The sequence below is a fragment of the Martelella sp. AD-3 genome (assembly GCF_001578105.1).
Lineage (GTDB): Bacteria > Pseudomonadota > Alphaproteobacteria > Rhizobiales > Rhizobiaceae > Martelella.
Genome location: NZ_CP014275.1, coordinates 1,873,945 through 1,892,425 on the forward strand (window position 1 = coordinate 1,873,945; position 18,481 = coordinate 1,892,425).

Here is an 18,481-nt window from a genome sequence, read left to right on the forward strand (position 1 = left end):
TGCACGTCATTCCGCCCATGCTGAAATTTCGGTAATCGTTGGATCTTGAGCGACGATGCCCGCAGGGAGAGGTTTATGGCTTGTGTCTTTCCGTTGAAATGTCTCCGGCATGGCTGACGGTTTTGCGCAGCACCAAGAAGGCTGGTTCGAACTCGCATTGCGGGCGGGCCGCATGGTGGCCTGGGAGCAGGATCTCGTCACCGATCATGTCAGCCGGTCGGGCAGCGCGGTTGATCTCATCGGCATAGGATCTGGACCTCTCTCCGGCATTCTCGAGCGGATCCATCCTGATGATCGGCATTTGCGCGCTGGCCTCGGTCGCTCCGGAAGGCAGGAGGAAGAAGTCGTCTTCCGGTTCATGACAGCCGAGGGAGGGCTGATATGGCTTGCCACACGGGCGCGCCGGGTTTCGCCCGAGCGGCTGATCGGCATCAGCTTCGACGTCACGGAGGCGAAGACTGCCCAGGATCGCATCCGCGAGATGGCCCTCCACGACGACCTCACAGGTCTTCCGAACCGGACCTGTTGCGCCGAGCATCTGGAACGCGCGATTGGCGGCGCCCATCCCGACGGCATCGCCATCATGGCGCTCGACTTTGATTATTTCAAGGAAATCAACGACAGTTTCGGGCATGAGGCCGGCGATTTCTTCCTGAAGACCATCGCCGGACGGCTCACGGCCCTGACCGGGGAGGGCGTGACCGCGGCCCGGCTCAGCGGCGACGAATTCCTGGTGATCGCGCCGGGGCTCGACCGGCAGGAGGCCATGGCGTTTGCCCGCAAGATCGCCCGCCGGGTGGGGCAGCCGGTCGAATATCGGTCGCAAACGCTGTGGGCGGGCGTGAGCATCGGCCTCTCGCGCTACCCCGACGACGCGGAGACGGCCGAAGGCCTGGTGAAAGCCGCCGATATCGCGCTTTACCGCGCCAAGAACAGCGGCCGCAGCCGGACGGTCGCGTTCAAGCCGGAGATGGGGCATGTGGTCGAGGAGCGACAGCGCCTGCTCTCCGAACTCCGGGGGGCGCTGCGCTACGGCCAGGTGCAGCCGTTCTACCAGCCGAAGATCGATCTGCGCACCGGCAGGATCACGGGTTTCGAGGCGCTGGCGCGCTGGTTTCACCCCGAGCGCGGCATCCTCACGCCGGTCTCGTTCCAGGCCGCCTTCGAGGATCCGCATCTCAGCCTTCGGATCACCACCTACCTCTTTCGCCGGGTGCTGGTGGGCCTGGTCAATCTCCGCCGGATCGGCCTGGATCCCGGGACCATTTCATTCAACCTGTCCAACGCCGCCTTCGGTCATCCCAAGATTGTCAGGCGCATCGTTGCGGCGCTCAAGACATTCGTTATACCCGCCGAGAGCTTCGAGATCGAAGTCACGGAAAATGTCCTGCTGAACCGCAACGAAGTCGTCGCGCGCCGGAAGATTAATCATCTGCGCCGCAACGGAATCCGGATTTCGCTGGACGACTTTGGAACCGGCAACGCGTCGCTTTCGCATCTCCAGACCTTCAAGGTAGATACCATCAAGATCGACAAGAGCTTTGTCGATGACATCTGCGATGACGCGAAGGGCCGCGCGATCGTCAGCGGGATCGTGACGATCGCGGGCGCTCTTGGCCTGACCGTGGTCGCCGAAGGCGTTGAAACCATCGGGCAGAAGGAATGTCTTCAGGCCGTCGGCTGCGATCAGGCGCAGGGCTACCTGTTCAGCAGGCCGATGTCGTATGATCGGGTGGTTGATCTGCTCAGAAAGGAGATTGCCGACGAAGGTCGGTGACCGGCGCGGGCCCGCGCCCGAATTGCGGCCTACCTGTGCAGCGATGCGTCGTGAAAGTGTTCGGCGAAGAAATCGCCGAAGACGAAGGGCGCCGCGGTCCAGACGCTTGTCCACAAGAGCGCGCCGACCATATTTGCCAGCAGGAACGGCCGCCAGCCCATTGCCATCATGCCGGCGACGATGCCATTCAGCTGCCTGAGGATGACCACGAAGCGCGCGCCGACGACGACGGCCGTGCCGCGCCTGGCATAGAGCCCCTCGATCCACTCCCGCCTCTGGTCGTTGAGGCCGATGTAGCGGCCATAGCGTTCGATGACGGTCCGCCCGCCATAACGACCGATCGCATAGCCCGTATTGTCGCCGAGCACGGCGCCGATGAACACCGCCAGGAACACGCCCTCGATCGGCAGCTGGCCGCCGGAGGCGAGCAGCGATGCGCCGATGACCGCGCTTTCGCCCGGCAGCGGCGCGCCGAGCGATTCCAGATAGACGATGACGAACAGCGCCGCGACGCCGTAGTGGCGCAGATAGGGTTCGATCAGCGCGATCGATTCGTGGATGAGATGCATGTCCGCTCCTCGTGCCGCTGTGCTTCGGTCTGGTTCCGCCGGTTTTCGATGCCTGCGAAAGCAGACGGCATCATATTTTATCGTGTTAATAAAGGGCGGGCGAAGCGGGCGGTCAAGGAGGCCGCATCGAGCGATCGCGGCAGGGCCGCGGGACCGCGGCGGCCGGAGACCTGTGGATAAGTGGTACGCCCTAGGGGAATCGAACCCCTCTTTCCAGAATGAGAATCTGGCGTCCTAACCGATAGACGAAGGGCGCATGCGTTGGCCGCAGGCAGCATATATTGGCGGTCGCCATCTCTGTATAACAGGGGTGGTTGCCGTCAGGCAGACAATGAGTGGCACGCCCTAGGGGAATCGAACCCCTCTTTCCAGAATGAAAATCTGGCGTCCTAACCGATAGACGAAGGGCGCGCATCTCATGTTTGACGGAATTGCCCGAGGCTCTCCCGCCGGTCAGCGAAAACACGTGATCCGAGGCTCGCCCCGGACCCACAGCGACGCGGCTTTCAACCGCGCGCGAATGGCACGCCCTAGGGGAATCGAACCCCTCTTTCCAGAATGAAAATCTGGCGTCCTAACCGATAGACGAAGGGCGCGTGCGTTCGCTGGGCGCCCTTATAATCAGGCAACAGAATTGCTGCAAGCGTAAAACAGCGATTTCTTCAAAAAAACGACATGTTGAAACAGATCGTTCGGGCTTGGGTGTAACCGCTTGATTTTAATGGCAAGATACCGCGCGGTCCGGCGCGGCATAAAGGCCCGTCACCAACTGCCCGTGTTCGGCATCGACGCCCAGGGCTCTTTCGGCTCCAGCGGATCGCCTTCCTGCAGGATCTCGATCGAGATGCCGTCGGGCGAGCGGACGAAGGCCATGTTGCCGTCGCGCGGCGGCCGGTTGATGACCACGCCCGCATCCGACAGCTTCTGGCAGAAATCGTAGATGTTTTCGACGCGATAGGCGAGGTGACCGAAATTGCGACCGCCGTCATATTCTTCCGGATCCCAGTTGTAGGTCAGCTCCAGCTTCGGCACGTGTTCGCCGTCGCCGTTTTCGAGGTCCTTCGGGGCGGCGAGGAAGATCAGCGTGAAGCGACCCTTGTCGTTGTCGATCCGGCGCACTTCCTTGAGGCCCATCAGGTCGCGGTAGAAGCGCAGCGAGGCATCGATATCCGTAATCCGGACCATGGTGTGGAGGTAATGCATATTCTCTTCCCTGTCGTTTGTTGGGCGGTGGGCTTTTGCACGAGAGCGGGACCCGCTCGGCGGGGTTTTGCGTTTAGAACTTGCGGGAACCCTCAGTATGAATGTTATTCTTATGACAAGAATCAGTTAATTCGCAGCCGGGTTTTTTCAAGGAGCGGGGCGGTATGGCCGGAAGGTCTGAGGCAGAACGATACTCGGCCGGAGAAGAGGCGGGCACGGAAACGGGCGAACTGCTGGAGGTTACCGGGTTCGTGAAATGGTTCGACGTCGGCAAGGGCTTCGGCTTTGTCGTGCCCGACAACGGCATGGAGGATATTCTCCTGCACGTGACCTGCCTGAGGCGGGACGGCTACCAGACAATCCTTGAAGGCACCCGCGTCGTGGCGCTGGTGCAGAAGCGCGAACGCGGCCTGCAGGCATTCCGCATCCTGTCCATGGACCAGTCGACCGCGGTTCACCCCTCGCAGCTGCCGCCGGTCAAGACCCATGTTCAGGTCGAGCCGTCGAGCGGGCTCGAGCGGGTCCTGGTCAAGTGGTTCAATCGCGAGAAGGGGTTTGGTTTCCTGACCCGCGGCGAGGGGACGCAGGATATTTTCGTGCATATGGAAACGCTGAGGCGCTACGGCATTACCGAGCTTGTGCCTGGCCAGAGCGTGCTGGTGCGCTTCGGCGAGGGGCCGAAGGGCCTGATGGCGGCCGAAGTCCACCCCGACATGCCGACGGCCAACCGGCGCACGCATTGAGGCCGCGCCGGCCGCTCTCGGCGCCGGCTGCCGGCGGCATTGAAACGAACGCCTCGCAATCCGGTCTTCCGCCCGTGCCGATATTGCCCTCGCGGAAGGACAGCGCGGGTCCTCGAACCTGGCGGTATCGACGCTCTATCGGAAAGGATATGGGATGAAACGCGGTCTCGGCAACAGGGCGCTCGCCGCCCTGATCGGGCTTGTCGCAATGCTGGCGGCGGGCATGGCGTCGGCAGAGGACGACGTCGTCCTGTTTCCTGTCTCGCAGTTGACGCTCCACACGGAAACCGGGGATTTTCCGCTTGTCGTCGAGGTCGCCAGCGACCCGCGGCAGCGGCAGCGCGGGCTGATGTATCGCACCGAACTTGGCGCGGATCGCGGCATGATCTTCGATTTCGGCCAGACGCGTCCGGCCTCGATGTGGATGGCCAACACGCTGATCCCGCTCGATATGGTCTTCATCCGGGCCGACGGCACGGTCTCGGGCTTTCACGAGAACGCCGTACCAGGGTCGAAGGCGGTCATCAGCTCATCGGAGCCCGTGCGCTACGTACTGGAGATCGGCGGCGGCAAAGCGGAAAGCTACGGCCTCAAGCCGGGCGACCGCGTCAGCGGCCCTGCGCTTTCCTATTAGAGCATCGGGCGAAAAGTGGAATCCGGTTTTCGACAGCCCGACGCGACATAGGGAAGAGACAAGCGGATCCTGCGCTTCACGTAAGGCGCAGGGCGATCCCGGCGGAGCGTTGGCAAAAGCCATTTTCCTGTTGCGGCGATGGTGCCTTCGGTGTATCCGGGCCGCAGTCGGAGTGTAGCGCAGCCTGGTAGCGCATCTGGTTTGGGACCAGAGGGTCGGGAGTTCGAATCTCTCCACTCCGACCATTCAACCAATTAAAATCATTGTTATTTTTCTGGTCCCGCGATGACGCGGAGCTTACCTTGTGAGTGCATTGTGGGTGCTGACAGTCTCTTGTGGGTGTGATTCTGCAGTTTCTGGAGGATCATTTCGGTGGCGCGCATCGGCTCTTCGAGATAGTCGGGATCGAATTTTTCATACCAGTCTGTCGTTCCGGAGCCTTCTGCAACGACGTGACCGAGCCATTTGGACCGTTGCTCGCGTGAGACCTCGATGCCAGCGCGGCGCATATTGGTCGCGATGAAGTGGCGCAGCGTGTAGCAGATCATTGCCGGCATGTTGAGAGGGGCAAGCTGGCGTCCGTCCGGGTCTTTCGGCGCGGGGTCCTTGCCCATCGCGTTCAGTCGCTTCTCGACCGTATCCTGATACTGGCGAATGGGTCTGTCGTCTGCCCAGTGATCCGGCCATGCCGCGAGGCCGGTCGTCAGCCGGATGATCGGGCGGCGTTTTTTGTCTGGCGACGGCCGGGCGGGTTGAGATCTATGGTGCCGCTGTTGAAGTCTACCTGACCCTCCACGCGCAGATCGAAGATCGCCTCGTTTCTTGCTGCCGTATTGAGCGCAATCACCACATAGCGGAAATCATCCTCATGCGCGATTCGGTCGATCCATCGACCGAGCTCTTCAAATGTTGGGATATAGTCGCGCGGTCGCGACATCTCGCCTCCGACGTGATCGGCGATTTCGGATTGATTGCAGAAGATCGGGGTCGCTGATGTCAGCGGCTGCACTTCCTGCTTTTCATCACCGACCGCTACGATCTGTGGCACGGCGGCGAAATTGACGGCAGCGCGCACCGAAATCATGTATGTGGTGATCGCCTTCGGGCTCAGTCCGTGCTCAGTCCTCATCCACGTCCACATGCGCTGCTGATTGAGCCGTGTCAGATGGCCGACCATCGGGTGCGGACTGAAGGTTTCGGCGGCTTCGAGTGCCAGTTCCGCCGCACGTCTTGCGGCGCTGGCCGCGCGTGGCCCCTTTGGCTCGGCCCTATGGAACTGACGAGAGCGGGTTACCTCGGTGACCCGCTCTTTGTCGTTGGGGCAGGGGGCAGGCAAACGGCGGGTCCTTCCTACAGTCCCTTGCCCTGCGGGTATTTGGCACCGCGCGGGTTGCCCAGTCTGAGGCTAAATTCGAAGCCTAAAGTCGGAGCTAAACTAAAGAATGGGTGTTTTTGGCTCAACATTGGAGGAAATTGGCGTTAGCGGGCATTGTCCGGGGGGCGAGGAACGTAGATGTCAAAGGCCTATTTTGTTCATTCTGTGCCGGGCGCGGATCATTCTGGCTGGCAGGCGCTCGGGGATCATCCTTTCGCCATTGCATCGCTGGCGGACGAAATGGGTCGTCCGCTGGGGATAGGGCGGGCCTGTTTCGCGGCGGGTCTGTTCATGATGCGGGATATTCCATGAAGTCTTGCAGGCACAGGCTATCGAACTCTGCGTTCCTTCCGGCCGGAGCCGCAAAGTCCTATTTCCTTGCGATAAACTGACTGCCTCAAAAAGCTGTGCTGGCGCGAATACCGTTTGTTCGCTCCCATCGGAGCGAGCTTCGTAAAGTTCGTCATCTGAGGATGATATATCGCATTGTCATAGTCTTTTCGACGGCTAGGATAGGACGTGTGCCACGTGAAGCGTCACGCCGAAATGGGGGATGGCAGAGTGCGGACAGGTTTGGGTAAATGGGTTGCGATCGTCGTCCTGGCAGCCGTTGCGGCCGGCGGTTATGCCGCATGGCGCAATCTCAATGGCGACGCTCTTCCTGAAGGCATTGCCAGCGGGAACGGCCGTATCGAGGCGACGGAAATCGATATCTCCGCCAAGACCGCCGGGCGGATCAGCGAGATTTTCGTCAATGAGGGCGATTTCATCCAGGCCGGCGAGAAACTGGTGCAGATGGACACCAGGCAGCTGGAGGCGCAAAAACGCGAGGCCGAGGCCAAGCTGCGCAGCGCCCGCACCGGCGTGGACGCCGCCAATGCGACGATAGAACAGGCGAAGGCGGAAAAACGCGCCGCCGAAGCCGTCGTCGAGCAGCGCAAGGCCGTGCTCAATTCCGCCGAGGCCACGTTCGCGCGCTTCAAGAAGCTGGCGCAGACAAACGTCACCTCCCGGCAGGCGCTCGAGGACGCCGAGGCGAAGGCGCTGCAGGCGAAGGCCACCGTTGCCGCCGGCGAGGCCTCTTCCGCCGCAGCAAGCGCGGCCATCAGCACCGCCGAAGCGCAGCTTACCAAGGCGGAAGCGGCGATCGATGCCGCCGAGGCGAGCATAGACTATATCCAGTCGATCATTGACGACAGTACCCTGACCGCGCCACGCCCCGGACGGGTGCAGTATCTTGTCGCCCAACCGGGCGAGGTTGTCGCAGCCGGCGGTCGCATTCTCAACATTGTCGACCTGACCGATGTCTATATGAACTTCTTCCTGCCGACGGAGCAGGCGGGCCGGACGGCAATCGGCGCGGAGACCCGGCTGGTGCTGGATGCCGCGCCGCAATTCACCATCCCCGCCAGCATCTCCTATGTTTCCGACGTCGCACAGTTCACGCCGAAGACCGTCGAGACGGAAGAGGAGCGCCAGAAGCTGATGTTCCGGGTCAAGGCCCGCATCGACCCGGATTTGCTGCGCGAGCATATCGATCTCGTCAAGACCGGCCTGCCCGGCGTTGCCTATGTGCGCTATGACCACAATGCCGCCTGGCCCGAGGCGCTTGACGGAAATCTCGCCCAATGAATGCCGTGGACGGGCAGGGTGGCGTCGGCGCAGTCGCCCGCCTTGAGGGCGTCAGCCTGCTTTATCGCAAGACGACGGCGCTGAATGACATATCGCTTGATATTCCCGCCGGCTGCATGGCGGGCCTCATCGGCCCGGACGGCGTCGGCAAGTCAAGCCTGCTGTCGCTGATTGCCGGCGCGCGCAAGGTGCAGACCGGCGCTGTCAGCGTGCTTGGCGGCGATATCTCCGATGACGGGCACCGCCGCGCCGTCTGCCCGCGCATCGCCTATATGCCGCAGGGGCTCGGCCGCAATCTCTACGCCACGCTGTCGGGCTACGAGAATATCGATTTCTTCGGCCGTCTTTTCGGCCATGCCCGTGCGGAGCGCCGGCGGCGCATCGAAAACCTGATGAAAAGTACGGGGCTGCTGCCCTTTGCCGACAGGCCGGCCGGCAAGCTCTCGGGCGGCATGAAACAGAAGCTCGGGCTTTGTTGCGCGCTGATCCACGACCCCGATCTTCTGGTTCTCGACGAACCGACGACCGGCGTCGATCCACTGTCCAGACGGCAGTTCTGGAGCCTGATCGACGATATCCGCGCCGCGCGCCCCGGCATGAGCGTTATCGTTGCCACCGCCTATATGGAAGAGGCCGCGCGCTTCGACTGGCTGGCGGCGATGAATGACGGCAATGTTCTTGCCACGGGAAGCCCCGCCGAACTTTTGAGCGCGACCGCCACCGACAATCTCGACGACGCTTTCGTGGCGCTGCTGCCGGAAGCGACCCGCGGCGACCGGAAGGCGCTGGATATTACCCCGCGCGCGGAGGGTGATGCCGGCGATTTTGCCATCGAGGCCGAGCATCTGAGCAAGCGTTTCGGCGATTTCACCGCCGTCGACAATGTCAGCTTCCGCATTCGCCGGGGCGAGATTTTCGGCTTTCTCGGCTCGAATGGCTGCGGCAAGACCACGACCATGAAAATGCTGACCGGGCTTCTGGATGTGAGCGACGGCACGGCAAAGCTGTTCGGCCAGCCGGTCGATCCCGGCAATCTCGATGTGCGCCGGCGGGTCGGCTATATGTCCCAGGCCTTCTCGCTCTATACCGAGCTGACCGTGCGGCAGAACCTGTCGTTGCACGCGCGGCTTTACCGGCTGCCGACGGAGACGATCGAACCGCGCGTTGCCGAAATGATCGCGCGCTTCGATCTGGCCGACGTTGCCGACAGCCTGCCGGAGGCGCTGCCGCTCGGCATCCGCCAGCGCCTTTCGCTGGCGGTCGCGATGATCCACGGTCCGGATATCCTGATCCTGGACGAACCGACCTCCGGCGTTGACCCGCTGGCCCGCGATGATTTCTGGCGCATGCTGATCGCGCTTTCGCGCAACGACAATGTCACGATTTTCGTCTCCACCCATTTCATGAACGAGGCGGCGCGCTGCGACCGGATTTCGCTGATGCATGCCGGCCGGGTGCTGGCGAGCGACCGCCCGGCCGCCATCATCGAGGCAAGCGGAAAGGCAACGCTCGAAGAGGCCTTCATCAGCCATCTGGAAGCGGTCACGGACGAGGCGCAGGAGGCTGAAGAACCAACGATCGCCGAAGATGCCGAAAAAGACGACGCCGACGGGCGCGCTGCCGAAAGGGCGCTGAAACACCGTTTCGACTTTCGCCGGATGATGGCCTATTCCTGGCGCGAGGCGCTGGAACTGCGCCGCGACCCGATCCGCGCCACCATGGCGATCATCGGCAGCGTCATTCTGCTGCTGGTGATCGGCTATGGCATCAATCTCGACATCGAAAACCTGAGCTATGCCACGCTCGACCGCGATCAGACCGTGACAAGCCGGGACCTGACGCTCGATATCTCCGGATCGCGCTATTTCGATGAGAAAGCCCCGCTCGTCGATTATGCCGATATGGACAGACGCATGCGTGACGGGGAAATCAGTTTCGCCATTGAAATCCCGCCGCATTTCGCCGCCGATCTGGCGCGCGGGCGCGATGTCGAAGTCGGCGTCTGGCTGGACGGTTCGATGCCGCAGCGCGCATCGTCGGCCAGAGGCTATATTCAGGGCGTCTATGCCACATGGCTTACCCGCAAGATCGAGGAGGTCTATGGGGCGGGGGCGGCTGATCCGGCCTATTCGGTCGCCGCGCGCTATCGCTACAACCCCGATATCCGCAGCCTCGTCGCCATGGCGCCGGCGGTCATTCCGCTGCTGCTGTTGCTCATTCCCGCCATTCTCACCACGCTTTCCGTGGTGCGGGAAAAGGAGCTGGGCTCGATCGTCAATTTCTATGTCACGCCGACGACGAGGCTGGAATTCCTGATTGGCAAACAGCTGCCCTATATCGTGCTTGCCATGTTCAATTTCGCCCTGCTGCTGGCAACCTCGCTGATGGTGTTTCAGGTGCCCTTTACCGGCAGCATGCTTGCCTTTTCGCTGGCGGCCCTGCTTTTCGTCACCATTTCAACCGGCATGGGCCTGCTGGTGTCGACCTTTACCAGCAGTCAGATCGCAGCCCTTTTCGCCACCGCTCTTCTGACCCTCATTCCGGCAATCCAGTATTCCGGCCTCATCGATCCGGTCAGCGCGCTTCAGGGTTTTGGCGCCATGATCGGCGAGGTCTATCCGGCCACCTATTTCGTGACGATGTCGCGCGGAACCTTCACCAAGGCGCTCGGCCTTGCCGATCTTCATTCTGCCTTCGTGCCTCTTCTCATTGCCATTCCGGTTCTGACGATCGCCAGCACGCTTCTGCTCGGCAAGCAGGCGAGGTAGGTCATGCGGTTCTCCAACATCCTCCAGCTCGGCATCAAGGAATTACGGGGGCTTGGCCGCGACACGCTGATGATCATCCTGATCGTCTACGCCTTTTCGCTGTCCATCTACATGGAATCCTCGGCGATGCCGGAAACGCTCAACCGCGCGGCGATCGCGGTTGTCGATGAGGATCGCTCGGCGCTGTCGCAACGTATTGTCGATGCCTTCTATCCACCCTATTTCATCGAGCCTGAAATCATTACCACCGCCGAGATGGACGCCCGGCTGGATAGCGGAACATCGACCTTTGTGCTCGATATCCCGACGAATTTCGAACGGGATGTGCTTGCCGGTCGAAAGCCGGAGCTGCAGCTCAATATCGACGCCACGCGCATGACGCAGGCCTTTACCGGCAACACCTACATCCAGCAGATCATCGACAATACCGTCAGCGAATATCTTAACCGTGCTCCAGGCGGCAGCGAAATTCCGGTCTCTCTCGATATCCGCGCCCGCTACAATCCGCAGCTCAGCCAGATGTGGTTCGGCTCGATCATCAACATCATCACCAGCATCACCATGCTGTCGATGATCCTTTCCGGCGCGGCGCTGATCCGCGAGCGCGAGCATGGCACGATCGAGCACCTTCTGGTCATGCCGGTCACCGCGCTTGAAATCGTGCTCAGCAAGATCTGGTCGATCGGCCTCGTTGTCCTCGTGGCCGCGACGCTTTCCCTCGTGATCGTGGTTGAAGGCATTCTCGGCGTGCCCGTCAACGGCTCCATGCCGCTGTTCATGGCCGGCAGCGCATTGATGCTGTTCGCGATGTGCTCGCTCGGCATTTTCCTGGCGACGGTGGCGGGCTCGATGCCGCAGTTCGGTCTGTTGCTGATGCTGGTGCTGCTGCCGCTGCAGGTGCTGTCCGGCGGACTGACGCCGCGCGAAAGCATGCCGCAATTCATCCAGGACATCATGCTGCTGGCGCCCAATACCCATTATGTGACGATGTCGCAGGCCATCCTGTTTCGCGGCGCGGGGTTTGATGTCGTCTGGCCGCAATTCGTCTGGCTGGCCGTCCTCGGGCTGGCGCTCTTTTCCATCGCGCTGCGCCGTTTCCGCGGGTTTCTGCAGTAATAAGTGCGTATCCGCTGCTATCGAAGCGCTGATAACTAAACTGCTGTTGGAGCGGCTTTACGTATAATTGAACCATTTTGGTGCGAGCGGTTGACGAAATGGTTCTGAGAGAAGAGGGGCCTGCCGCCCTGTTGAGGTTGCTTGGCTAATCGGCTTCGCCAACCTAAGTGTCGACGGCTCGGTTCTCTCGCCGACCGGGTTGGCTGCTAGATTTCGTGGCATGCTATCCGTCGGACTGCCTAGCCGTATCACGATGCTTCATTGACGACGGAGTTGATGCTCAGTTCTACCACCGTGTCCCGAACAGGGAGGATGGAATGACGTTCGCGTTCGACGCGGTCGCGATCTATGGAGATCGAAGCGACATCGAAAGGCTTCGAGGCCGAAGCCGGGTTCATCGTTTCGCGCGCCACGCGTTGGCGGCGCTTAAGCGTTTGGAAGGCAGTGTTGCAGAATAAAGGAGAGCAGCGCGCCCGTTTATAGCTCAAACTTACGGTCTCAAGTGTCTGCTTATCGGTGAAGACGCAGTTTGCATGAACGACCGACTACGAGGCGCTCTCCGGAGCGGCAGAAGCGGGACCGCTTTCGGACCGTCGGGTCCCGGAGGTTGAGGATGAAATACCTGCCATGGGCGCGGGCGGTCTCCATGACCGCTTCCGACACCGTTTTGGTCATTGACCGCGTTTCGGCAGCGGCTTAGAAGTGGGCGGACAGCAGAAGGAGATTTATGCGCAGAGGCTTGTGATTCCGACCGCAAATAGCGGCTTCACCTGGCACCAAGACTTGGCTGCCGGAACCTTTTGCATATATCTTCTTCGGAGTTTTCATGAAGAATCATGACGTCGTAATCCGGCCCTATGCGCCGGAAGGCGATTTGAAAAAGCTGTCACGCATCTGGCTCGATGCATCTCTATTGGCTCATCCTTTCATCGGCGAACGGCGCTTGCTTGCGCAACGAGCGCTGATCGAAGATCAATATCTGCCTAGTGCTGAGACGTGGGTGGCATGCGTGGGTGGTCACCCGTGCGGCTTCATCGGCCTGCTCGACACCTTCATTGGCGGAATTTTTGTTGCTCCCGATCGGCAAGGGCTTGGCATCGGACGCCAGCTTGTCGCTCACGCTCTGAGCCTCAAAGGTAAGCTGGAGCTTGAGGTATACACCGCCAACCGGCAGGCAGTAGCTTTCTACATCGGGCTTGGGTTTCGAGAGCTGTCACGCCGTCCTCTTGATGATGATGGCTACGCTTTCGAAAACGCGCGCCTTCGCTTGATCGGCTAGCAGTTGGTCGGGCGGTGTGAATCGCCGCCCGACTGACTTTGTTGGTCGCTCAACCGCATATGGACCTCACATCGCAACGGTCAAAATCCGGAAAAATGGGCCACGTCCCCTATGGAGATTACAGCTCGGTTTTGGAAGAAATCGTCTTGTCTGAGCTGGGTTATGCTTCCCGGTTTGACAGGGAAAGCAACGAAACCTGCCGCGTCGATAGGGATTCTCATCCACGCCGCGACGACCATGCTTAGCGTAAAGCCGTGCGTCACGATGATCTGTGTCTGACAGGGACGTCCCACAACTTCATCGACGAAAGGAAACACTCGGTTTGCAACGTCGCGCCGCGTCTCAGCGCCTTCAATGCCGCAATCGTGATCCAGCCTGTTATCATCTGGTGCCGGGGTGTAACGTGCATCCAGCCATTCTTGGGGTTTGCCACCCGCGACCCCGTAGTTGATTTCACGTAAGGCTGAGGTCTCCTGCGTTGTCTGACCCATACGGTTGGCGATTGCAGCCGCCGTCTGAGCCGCACGTCTCAGGTCGGAACTGTAAATCTCGACTTCGCCTGTGCCGATCAGGACTGCAAGGTGCTCTGCGACGGCCTCTGCCTCTTGCAAGCCGCGATGAGTTAAGTCGCTGTCGTGCCAACCCCCAACCTTATTCTCCAGGTGATGGGTCGCCTCAGTGTGTGTCACCACGAAGATCTCTTTCACGTTAGCCAAACCTTTAAGCCTTTTCGTTCGTACATTTTCGGCCCGTCATAGATCGAAGCTGTGGCCCCCCGCAACTTGTCGGCAAGCTGCAAGTTCTTACCCGAAGCCGTCGCTACTTGCACATATGATCAGAAAAAGGCGGCATGCTTTTCGCGCCTTCGCGCGCATCCCGCGATGGCGGCATGCCAACAAAGCGGGTGAAGGCAACACTGAACGCACTGGCCGAACCATAGCCCACCCGTTCAGCTATCTCCTTGATCCCGCCTTCTTTCCGGCAAAGAAGGTTCTTCGCCAGGGCCATGCGCCAGGACAGCAGATACTCCATCGGCGATAGGCCCACTTCCTTGCGGAACCTGTCGAAAAACACCGAACGGGACAGGGCAGCTTCGTTGGCCAGCTGCTCCACCGTCCAATCTTTGTTGGTGTCTTCATGCATGTGGCGGATTGCGGCTGCCAGCCGTCTGTCCGCAAGGCCGCGCAGCAAACCCGGTGCCGCCAAATTGTCAGATGCTGAACGCAAGGCCTCGATCAGCAGAACCTGAAGCAATCGTTCCAGAACCATGGCGCGTGCAGGTTTGTCGTCCAACGCCTCGCTTCGGATCAGTTCGACGATTCTGGCCAGTCGCTTCTGGCCGCGCACGTGAATAAGCCCGGGCAACAGGGCGACCAGCAAAGCCGCATCCGGCGATCCGAAGGCCAGCCGGCCGATCAGAGCGCGCATATTGGGCGGACCATCCGGATCGCCATGGCGCGCATACAGGGTGAAGGGGGTTTCCCCGAGGCTTATGCCGGTTTTGCTCAGGGTGTCGTTGCCCAAATGCAGCATCCGGATGCCCCCAGGACGCAATCATCCGATGTCGCGGAGGCCGTGTGGCGGGCAGCGACCGATCCGTCATGCCCAATGCGTCTTGCCGCAGGCGCCGACGCTGTCGCGCTGGCCGGCTGAGCGAACCCTACGCCCGCACCGCTGCCACGATCCGAGCCGTCGCCAGTTTGAGGCGGCGGCTCCCCGAGTTCCATTCGATGGCTGTTTTGGCGGCGCCTTCCGGACCGGCTGAAACGGGGCCGCTTTCGGATCGTCGGGTCCCGGAGGTTGAGGATGAAATACCTGCCATGGGCGCGGGCGGTCTCCATGACCGCTTCCGACCCCATCAATGTCGTCCCGCGCTTCCCGACATCTGCCCGGAAGCGGTCATTGGCTGCCTGGTGATATTTCGAGCCTGATGCCAGTGCATCGATCCCCGTTCGTTGGGTGGTAGTCGACGGAACAGGCAGTGACGACAAGGAGGAGATCCTTGTCCGCATGCAAGAGTACGTTCCCGCCTGGCGGGTTGTCCGAGGCAAGCACCTCCAGCCGTCCGTCCGCCTGAGGCTCGGATCGCTGGAACAAGTTCACCGGATCAGGGAAGATCGGCACGTCGATTCTGGCGCTCCGAAGCTCTGTCAGCAGATTGTCCCGGCAATTCGGATGGTTCGGATAGCCCGCCCGATCGTAGAGGCGATGGTTGCAGGCCGGGAACAGCATGTCGTGTGGACAGGGCGAGTTGTCCTCCACGAGGGTCAAAAGCACCACGGCCTGTTCGCTGTAGAAGCTCTCGCCCACCGTTGGGAACAGACGCTCGGTGATGTCGCGGGTCTGTGAGACACTGAGCCAGTCAACGATCCCACCGTCCACGGCGAACGCCCACAGGTCCGCCACCTGTTGGCCTTCCAGATCGATGACACGGACGGTCTCGCCCGTGAATAGGCGAACGCTACCACCCGACTGTGGTGCGATATCGACATGGCGACGCGCTGGCATGGAGCTTTCCTATCTCAAAGGCCCCCTTCTAACGTAGACCCCGACCAAAAACGACCCCCATCTGGTTGTTCAGCTTGGCTTGCCCGCAGTCCGAAACCCGTTCTTCGAAAGGCATCCGGATATCGGCTTGAACGGGGCCTGCAGCGGACTGGCGGCTGTAGGCGTATTCGTGCCGAGATGAACCCGACCGCCGTCGGAGGGCCGGAGCCTTGACCCATACAGCCGGAAAGCACTCGCTCCTCCCATGCTGACCTGCTGTCCGTTTGATAATTAGGAAGATAGCTGACTAATTTGTGCGACCATAGGCAATGTCGGCTTACGGGAAACAAAAGTGTCAATCGACCGTCCGGAATGGGGGCGCGTTGCTGTCTGCCATTTCCCAGGCCGTCAGCAGCGATGCGTCCGTGGCATCACGCCTTGGCACGGGTCAGTCGTCAGCAAGGTCTCGTTCATTCGAGGCGTCGTACTTTCGAATGTCGCCTTGTGATCGTCCGCTCCAACGCGCGATGAATTCCGTCGTATCTTCAGCCGCAAGATGAGCCATGAGCGCGGCCTGGTCAGCCCAACGTTCTGCGATCAGCAATCGGCCGGCGCGAGGATCATCCACCGCCGCATCATAGGAGATGTTGCCCACTCGCTGACGCGTGGCAATTGCCAGTGCGTTCAGATCAGCGACGAAATCCGCGAGATCAGCGGCATCGACATGCATGTATCCGGTTACAATCAGCATTTCGGTCTTCCTCTGGAAAAAGATCCCCTGAACTGTCATGGTCCAGGGGAGGCATGAGTTAGTTGGCCAAAAGAACGATCTTGCCCTGGATGCTTCCCCTTGAGGCTCGCTCATGCGCGGCCGCAGCCTCGGCAAGCGGAAATTGGCTGTCGATCACGATACGGACCGTTCCCTCGTCAAGAAGACGGCCAGCTTCTGCCAATTGAGCACCATTGGAGCGAACCTGCGTGGAGGACACTTTGACGCCGAGCCTTTCCGCTTCTTCCTGTCCGGTAAAGCCGAGAGGGTTCACCAGATAGAGGGCACCTCCCTTCCTGAGGACCTTGAGGAATCGCTCCATGTCGGGGCCTCCAACCGCGTCGATCACCAGATCCACATCCTGCGCGGCTGTCTCAGCGTCCTGTTTCGTGTAGTCGATCACGACATCGGCGCCGAGATCGCGCAGCAAATTCATGTGCTTGCCGGAGGCAACCGCAATGACGTGAGCGCCCTTCCACTTTGCCACCTGCACCGCCAGGTGGCCTACCCCTCCTCCGGCACCATTGACCAGCACCGTCTTGCCTTCGAGCGCCACCGGCGCATGAGCCAAGTCCTGGAAGGGGTTTGGGGCATCGTGGCCAAGCTCGACGAGGAACTGCCAGGCCGTCAGAAGCGACATCGGCGCGCCGGCCGCATGGGCATGATTGATGCCGGCCGGCTTCAGCGCCAGATCCGAGGCCGGGACATTGACAAAGTCGGCATATGCGCCGCTGCCGGTCATCAAATCATGCGGGAACCGCACCATCGCGTAGACTTCGTCACCGACTTGGAAATCCGATACGCCTTCGCCAACTGCATCGACCACACCGGAAATGTCTGTCCCAAGAATGAGCGGGAAGTCCGGGCTGGGGTGCCATTCGGGAGGAAGCGCCCGGTAGCCGTCTCTCAGATAGAGATCCGGCGGATTGAGACTTGCCGCATGCACGCGGACAATCAGTTCACCCGCCCCGGCCACTGGTTTCGGCGCCTCCTCGTAGCGCAGTACCTCGGGGGCTCCAAATTCATGCAGTCGGACTGCGTTCATGATCTCGGTCATCGAAACCTTCCTTTGTTATTGTTGCCGTTGACCGAATGTAAGTGTGTGCCATGAGATTGATAATGATGCTCAAAGTCGCTTTAATAGTGCCATGAAGGAACAAACTGGACTTGAACGACTGACCGGCCTTATCGCCTTTGCCCGTGCTGGTTCTCTGGGAAGTTATACCGCTGCCTCGCGGTCGCTCGGGATCTCGCCTTCGGCGGTCAGCAAGAGCGTGCAGCGTCTGGAGCGGCAGCTGGGTGTCTCGCTCTTTACCCGAACCACCCGTTCCCTCACTCTCACCGATGAGGGCCGCGACCTGTACGAGCGCGCACTGAAACTGTTGCGCGATGCCGAGGAGATCGAACAGGCGGCAAAGGCAGCGCGGTCGGACCCTGCCGGCACATTGCGACTTGCCACTTCCCTTCCGATCGGACTGCATGTGATCGCGCCGGTGCTGCCACGTTTTCGCGCGCTGCATCCAAAGGTGTCCATCGACCTCAGGCTGAGCGATCACCGGATCGACCTGATTGAAGAAGGGATCGACCTCGCAGTGCGGATCGGAGACCTTCCCGATTCGGGCCTCCTCTCACGGAAACTGTCGGCGCATCGCCTTTGCTGCTATGCCGCGCCGGATTATCTGGCCCAAGCAGGCGTGCCATCGCATCCCGATGACCTTCACGATCATCAGACGGTCAATCTGCGCTATCAAAACAGCGGGCAACTGTTCCGCTGGCCTTTTCGCGTCGGCGAGCGGGAAATTGAGGTCGTGCCGTCGTCTCCGATCGTGGTCGATGCGAGCGAAGCCGTCCTCGCGACCGTCTCAGCCGGAGCCGGCATCGGCATGGCGACCAGCTTCATGGCCACGCCTTGGGTCAAGCGCGGTGAGTTGGTTCCCGTCTTGTCCGACTACTCGGTCGAGCGTCACAACATCACGGCGGTCTGGCCGGAGAGCCGGCGATCCAATCCTGCAGTCCGCGCATTTCTGAATACCCTATTGGAAGGCCAATAGGCTCTGCGTTGACGCATAGAGGTCCAATGTCCGCTTTCAGGACTTGGCACCTGAAGCCCCGAACGTCTGATTTGGGGG

General features: G+C 60.8%; 18 protein-coding genes and 4 tRNA genes. 10 read left to right on the plus strand and 12 right to left on the minus strand.

The window, feature by feature from the left end; translation table 11 throughout:
• The first annotated feature begins 109 nt into the window (after nucleotides 1–109).
• Nucleotides 110–1,777: a bifunctional diguanylate cyclase/phosphodiesterase gene (locus AZF01_RS08700; RefSeq protein ID WP_081725700.1), complete on the plus strand. Its 1,668-nt coding sequence runs from the start codon at nucleotides 110–112 to the stop codon at nucleotides 1,775–1,777.
• A 29-nt stretch (nucleotides 1,778–1,806) separates the two neighbouring features.
• Here AZF01_RS08700 and AZF01_RS08705 read toward each other — a convergent pair whose 3' ends face one another.
• The 5 genes from AZF01_RS08705 to AZF01_RS08725 all read right to left on the minus strand — a co-directional run bounded on the left by AZF01_RS08705 (nucleotide 1,807) and on the right by AZF01_RS08725 (nucleotide 3,549).
• The gene (locus tag AZF01_RS08705; RefSeq protein ID WP_024707102.1) at nucleotides 1,807–2,325 is read right to left on the minus strand and encodes a DedA family protein; all 519 of its coding nucleotides are present in this window, start codon (nucleotides 2,323–2,325) and stop codon (nucleotides 1,807–1,809) included.
• 202 nt (nucleotides 2,326–2,527) lie between these two features.
• Nucleotides 2,528–2,602 (minus strand) — tRNA-Glu (locus AZF01_RS08710).
• A gap of 80 nt (nucleotides 2,603–2,682) precedes the next feature.
• Nucleotides 2,683–2,757: transfer RNA gene (locus AZF01_RS08715), tRNA-Glu, on the minus strand.
• Nucleotides 2,758–2,867: 110 nt separating this feature from the next.
• Nucleotides 2,868–2,942, minus strand: a tRNA-Glu gene (locus tag AZF01_RS08720).
• Between the two features lie 166 nt (nucleotides 2,943–3,108).
• On the minus strand, nucleotides 3,109–3,549 hold the full coding sequence (locus AZF01_RS08725; protein WP_024707103.1) for a VOC family protein: 441 nt from the start codon (nucleotides 3,547–3,549) through the stop codon (nucleotides 3,109–3,111).
• 164 nt (nucleotides 3,550–3,713) lie between these two features.
• Between AZF01_RS08725 and AZF01_RS08730 the strand changes: the two genes are divergently transcribed.
• From AZF01_RS08730 to AZF01_RS08740, 3 genes are all read left to right on the plus strand, one after another.
• Nucleotides 3,714–4,292 carry a cold-shock protein gene (locus tag AZF01_RS08730; protein ID WP_024707104.1) on the plus strand — a complete coding sequence of 193 codons (579 nt, stop codon included), beginning with the start codon at nucleotides 3,714–3,716 and terminating at the stop codon, nucleotides 4,290–4,292.
• Nucleotides 4,293–4,446: 154 nt separating this feature from the next.
• Complete coding sequence (locus tag AZF01_RS08735; protein WP_024707105.1) at nucleotides 4,447–4,926, plus strand: DUF192 domain-containing protein; 480 nt, start codon at nucleotides 4,447–4,449, stop codon at nucleotides 4,924–4,926.
• A gap of 168 nt (nucleotides 4,927–5,094) precedes the next feature.
• Nucleotides 5,095–5,171: transfer RNA gene (locus AZF01_RS08740), tRNA-Pro, on the plus strand.
• A gap of 21 nt (nucleotides 5,172–5,192) precedes the next feature.
• Here the strand turns inward: AZF01_RS08740 and AZF01_RS08745 are convergent.
• Entirely contained in the window at nucleotides 5,193–5,540 is a 348-nt protein-coding gene (locus tag AZF01_RS08745; protein ID WP_024707106.1) for a hypothetical protein, read from the minus strand.
• Between the two features lie 89 nt (nucleotides 5,541–5,629).
• Nucleotides 5,630–6,262 carry a hypothetical protein gene (locus AZF01_RS08750; protein WP_152534463.1) on the minus strand — a complete coding sequence of 211 codons (633 nt, stop codon included), beginning with the start codon at nucleotides 6,260–6,262 and terminating at the stop codon, nucleotides 5,630–5,632.
• Nucleotides 6,263–6,439: 177 nt separating this feature from the next.
• Between AZF01_RS08750 and AZF01_RS23920 the strand changes: the two genes are divergently transcribed.
• From AZF01_RS23920 to AZF01_RS08770, 5 genes are all read left to right on the plus strand, one after another.
• Nucleotides 6,440–6,613, plus strand: coding sequence for a hypothetical protein (locus AZF01_RS23920; protein ID WP_156484728.1), 174 nt, complete (start codon nucleotides 6,440–6,442; stop codon nucleotides 6,611–6,613).
• A 234-nt stretch (nucleotides 6,614–6,847) separates the two neighbouring features.
• Nucleotides 6,848–7,933 carry an HlyD family secretion protein gene (locus tag AZF01_RS08755; protein ID WP_036236341.1) on the plus strand — a complete coding sequence of 362 codons (1,086 nt, stop codon included), beginning with the start codon at nucleotides 6,848–6,850 and terminating at the stop codon, nucleotides 7,931–7,933.
• The gene (rbbA, locus tag AZF01_RS08760) at nucleotides 7,930–10,701 is read left to right on the plus strand and encodes a ribosome-associated ATPase/putative transporter RbbA (protein ID WP_024707109.1); all 2,772 of its coding nucleotides are present in this window, start codon (nucleotides 7,930–7,932) and stop codon (nucleotides 10,699–10,701) included. The genes AZF01_RS08755 and rbbA overlap by 4 nt, the downstream gene beginning before the upstream one ends.
• Nucleotides 10,702–10,704: 3 nt before the next feature.
• Nucleotides 10,705–11,817, plus strand: coding sequence for an ABC transporter permease (locus tag AZF01_RS08765; RefSeq protein ID WP_024707110.1), 1,113 nt, complete (start codon nucleotides 10,705–10,707; stop codon nucleotides 11,815–11,817).
• A gap of 826 nt (nucleotides 11,818–12,643) precedes the next feature.
• Complete coding sequence (locus AZF01_RS08770; protein WP_024707111.1) at nucleotides 12,644–13,096, plus strand: GNAT family N-acetyltransferase; 453 nt, start codon at nucleotides 12,644–12,646, stop codon at nucleotides 13,094–13,096.
• Nucleotides 13,097–13,176: 80 nt separating this feature from the next.
• Here the strand turns inward: AZF01_RS08770 and AZF01_RS08775 are convergent, their stop codons facing one another.
• From AZF01_RS08775 to AZF01_RS08795, 5 genes are all read right to left on the minus strand, one after another.
• Nucleotides 13,177–13,803, minus strand: coding sequence for a histidine phosphatase family protein (locus tag AZF01_RS08775; protein WP_024707112.1), 627 nt, complete (start codon nucleotides 13,801–13,803; stop codon nucleotides 13,177–13,179).
• A gap of 112 nt (nucleotides 13,804–13,915) precedes the next feature.
• Complete coding sequence (locus tag AZF01_RS08780) at nucleotides 13,916–14,620, minus strand: AraC family transcriptional regulator (RefSeq protein ID WP_371260678.1); 705 nt, start codon at nucleotides 14,618–14,620, stop codon at nucleotides 13,916–13,918.
• A 375-nt stretch (nucleotides 14,621–14,995) separates the two neighbouring features.
• Complete coding sequence (locus tag AZF01_RS08785) at nucleotides 14,996–15,604, minus strand: urea carboxylase-associated family protein (protein WP_024707114.1); 609 nt, start codon at nucleotides 15,602–15,604, stop codon at nucleotides 14,996–14,998.
• A gap of 427 nt (nucleotides 15,605–16,031) precedes the next feature.
• Nucleotides 16,032–16,334, minus strand: a complete 303-nt coding sequence (locus AZF01_RS08790) for a putative quinol monooxygenase (protein WP_024707115.1) — start codon at nucleotides 16,332–16,334, stop codon at nucleotides 16,032–16,034.
• A 58-nt stretch (nucleotides 16,335–16,392) separates the two neighbouring features.
• Nucleotides 16,393–17,409 carry an NADP-dependent oxidoreductase gene (locus AZF01_RS08795; protein WP_024707116.1) on the minus strand — a complete coding sequence of 339 codons (1,017 nt, stop codon included), beginning with the start codon at nucleotides 17,407–17,409 and terminating at the stop codon, nucleotides 16,393–16,395.
• Nucleotides 17,410–17,500: 91 nt separating this feature from the next.
• On the opposite strand from AZF01_RS08795, the gene AZF01_RS08800 reads away from it, so the two are divergent.
• Nucleotides 17,501–18,403, plus strand: coding sequence for a LysR family transcriptional regulator (locus AZF01_RS08800; protein WP_024707117.1), 903 nt, complete (start codon nucleotides 17,501–17,503; stop codon nucleotides 18,401–18,403).
• Nucleotides 18,404–18,481: the final 78 nt, after the last annotated feature.

Bases quoted from the DNA above. Each gene is read 5' to 3' on its own strand.
- AZF01_RS08790 (WP_024707115.1), bottom strand. From the start codon at position 16,334: ATGCTGATTGTAACCGGATACATGCATGTCGATGCCGCTGATCTCGCG.
- rbbA (WP_024707109.1), top strand. From the start codon at position 7,930: ATGAATGCCGTGGACGGGCAGGGTGGCGTCGGCGCAGTCGCCCGCCTT.
- AZF01_RS23920 (WP_156484728.1), top strand. From the start codon at position 6,440: ATGTCAAAGGCCTATTTTGTTCATTCTGTGCCGGGCGCGGATCATTCT.
- AZF01_RS08700 (WP_081725700.1), top strand. From the start codon at position 110: ATGGCTGACGGTTTTGCGCAGCACCAAGAAGGCTGGTTCGAACTCGCA.
- AZF01_RS08795 (WP_024707116.1), bottom strand. From the start codon at position 17,409: ATGACCGAGATCATGAACGCAGTCCGACTGCATGAATTTGGAGCCCCC.
- AZF01_RS08745 (WP_024707106.1), bottom strand. From the start codon at position 5,540: ATGGGCAAGGACCCCGCGCCGAAAGACCCGGACGGACGCCAGCTTGCC.
- AZF01_RS08765 (WP_024707110.1), top strand. From the start codon at position 10,705: ATGCGGTTCTCCAACATCCTCCAGCTCGGCATCAAGGAATTACGGGGG.
- AZF01_RS08800 (WP_024707117.1), top strand. From the start codon at position 17,501: ATGAAGGAACAAACTGGACTTGAACGACTGACCGGCCTTATCGCCTTT.
- AZF01_RS08730 (WP_024707104.1), top strand. From the start codon at position 3,714: ATGGCCGGAAGGTCTGAGGCAGAACGATACTCGGCCGGAGAAGAGGCG.
- AZF01_RS08770 (WP_024707111.1), top strand. From the start codon at position 12,644: ATGAAGAATCATGACGTCGTAATCCGGCCCTATGCGCCGGAAGGCGAT.
- AZF01_RS08725 (WP_024707103.1), bottom strand. From the start codon at position 3,549: ATGCATTACCTCCACACCATGGTCCGGATTACGGATATCGATGCCTCG.
- AZF01_RS08755 (WP_036236341.1), top strand. From the start codon at position 6,848: ATGGGGGATGGCAGAGTGCGGACAGGTTTGGGTAAATGGGTTGCGATC.
- AZF01_RS08785 (WP_024707114.1), bottom strand. From the start codon at position 15,604: ATGCCAGCGCGTCGCCATGTCGATATCGCACCACAGTCGGGTGGTAGC.
- AZF01_RS08735 (WP_024707105.1), top strand. From the start codon at position 4,447: ATGAAACGCGGTCTCGGCAACAGGGCGCTCGCCGCCCTGATCGGGCTT.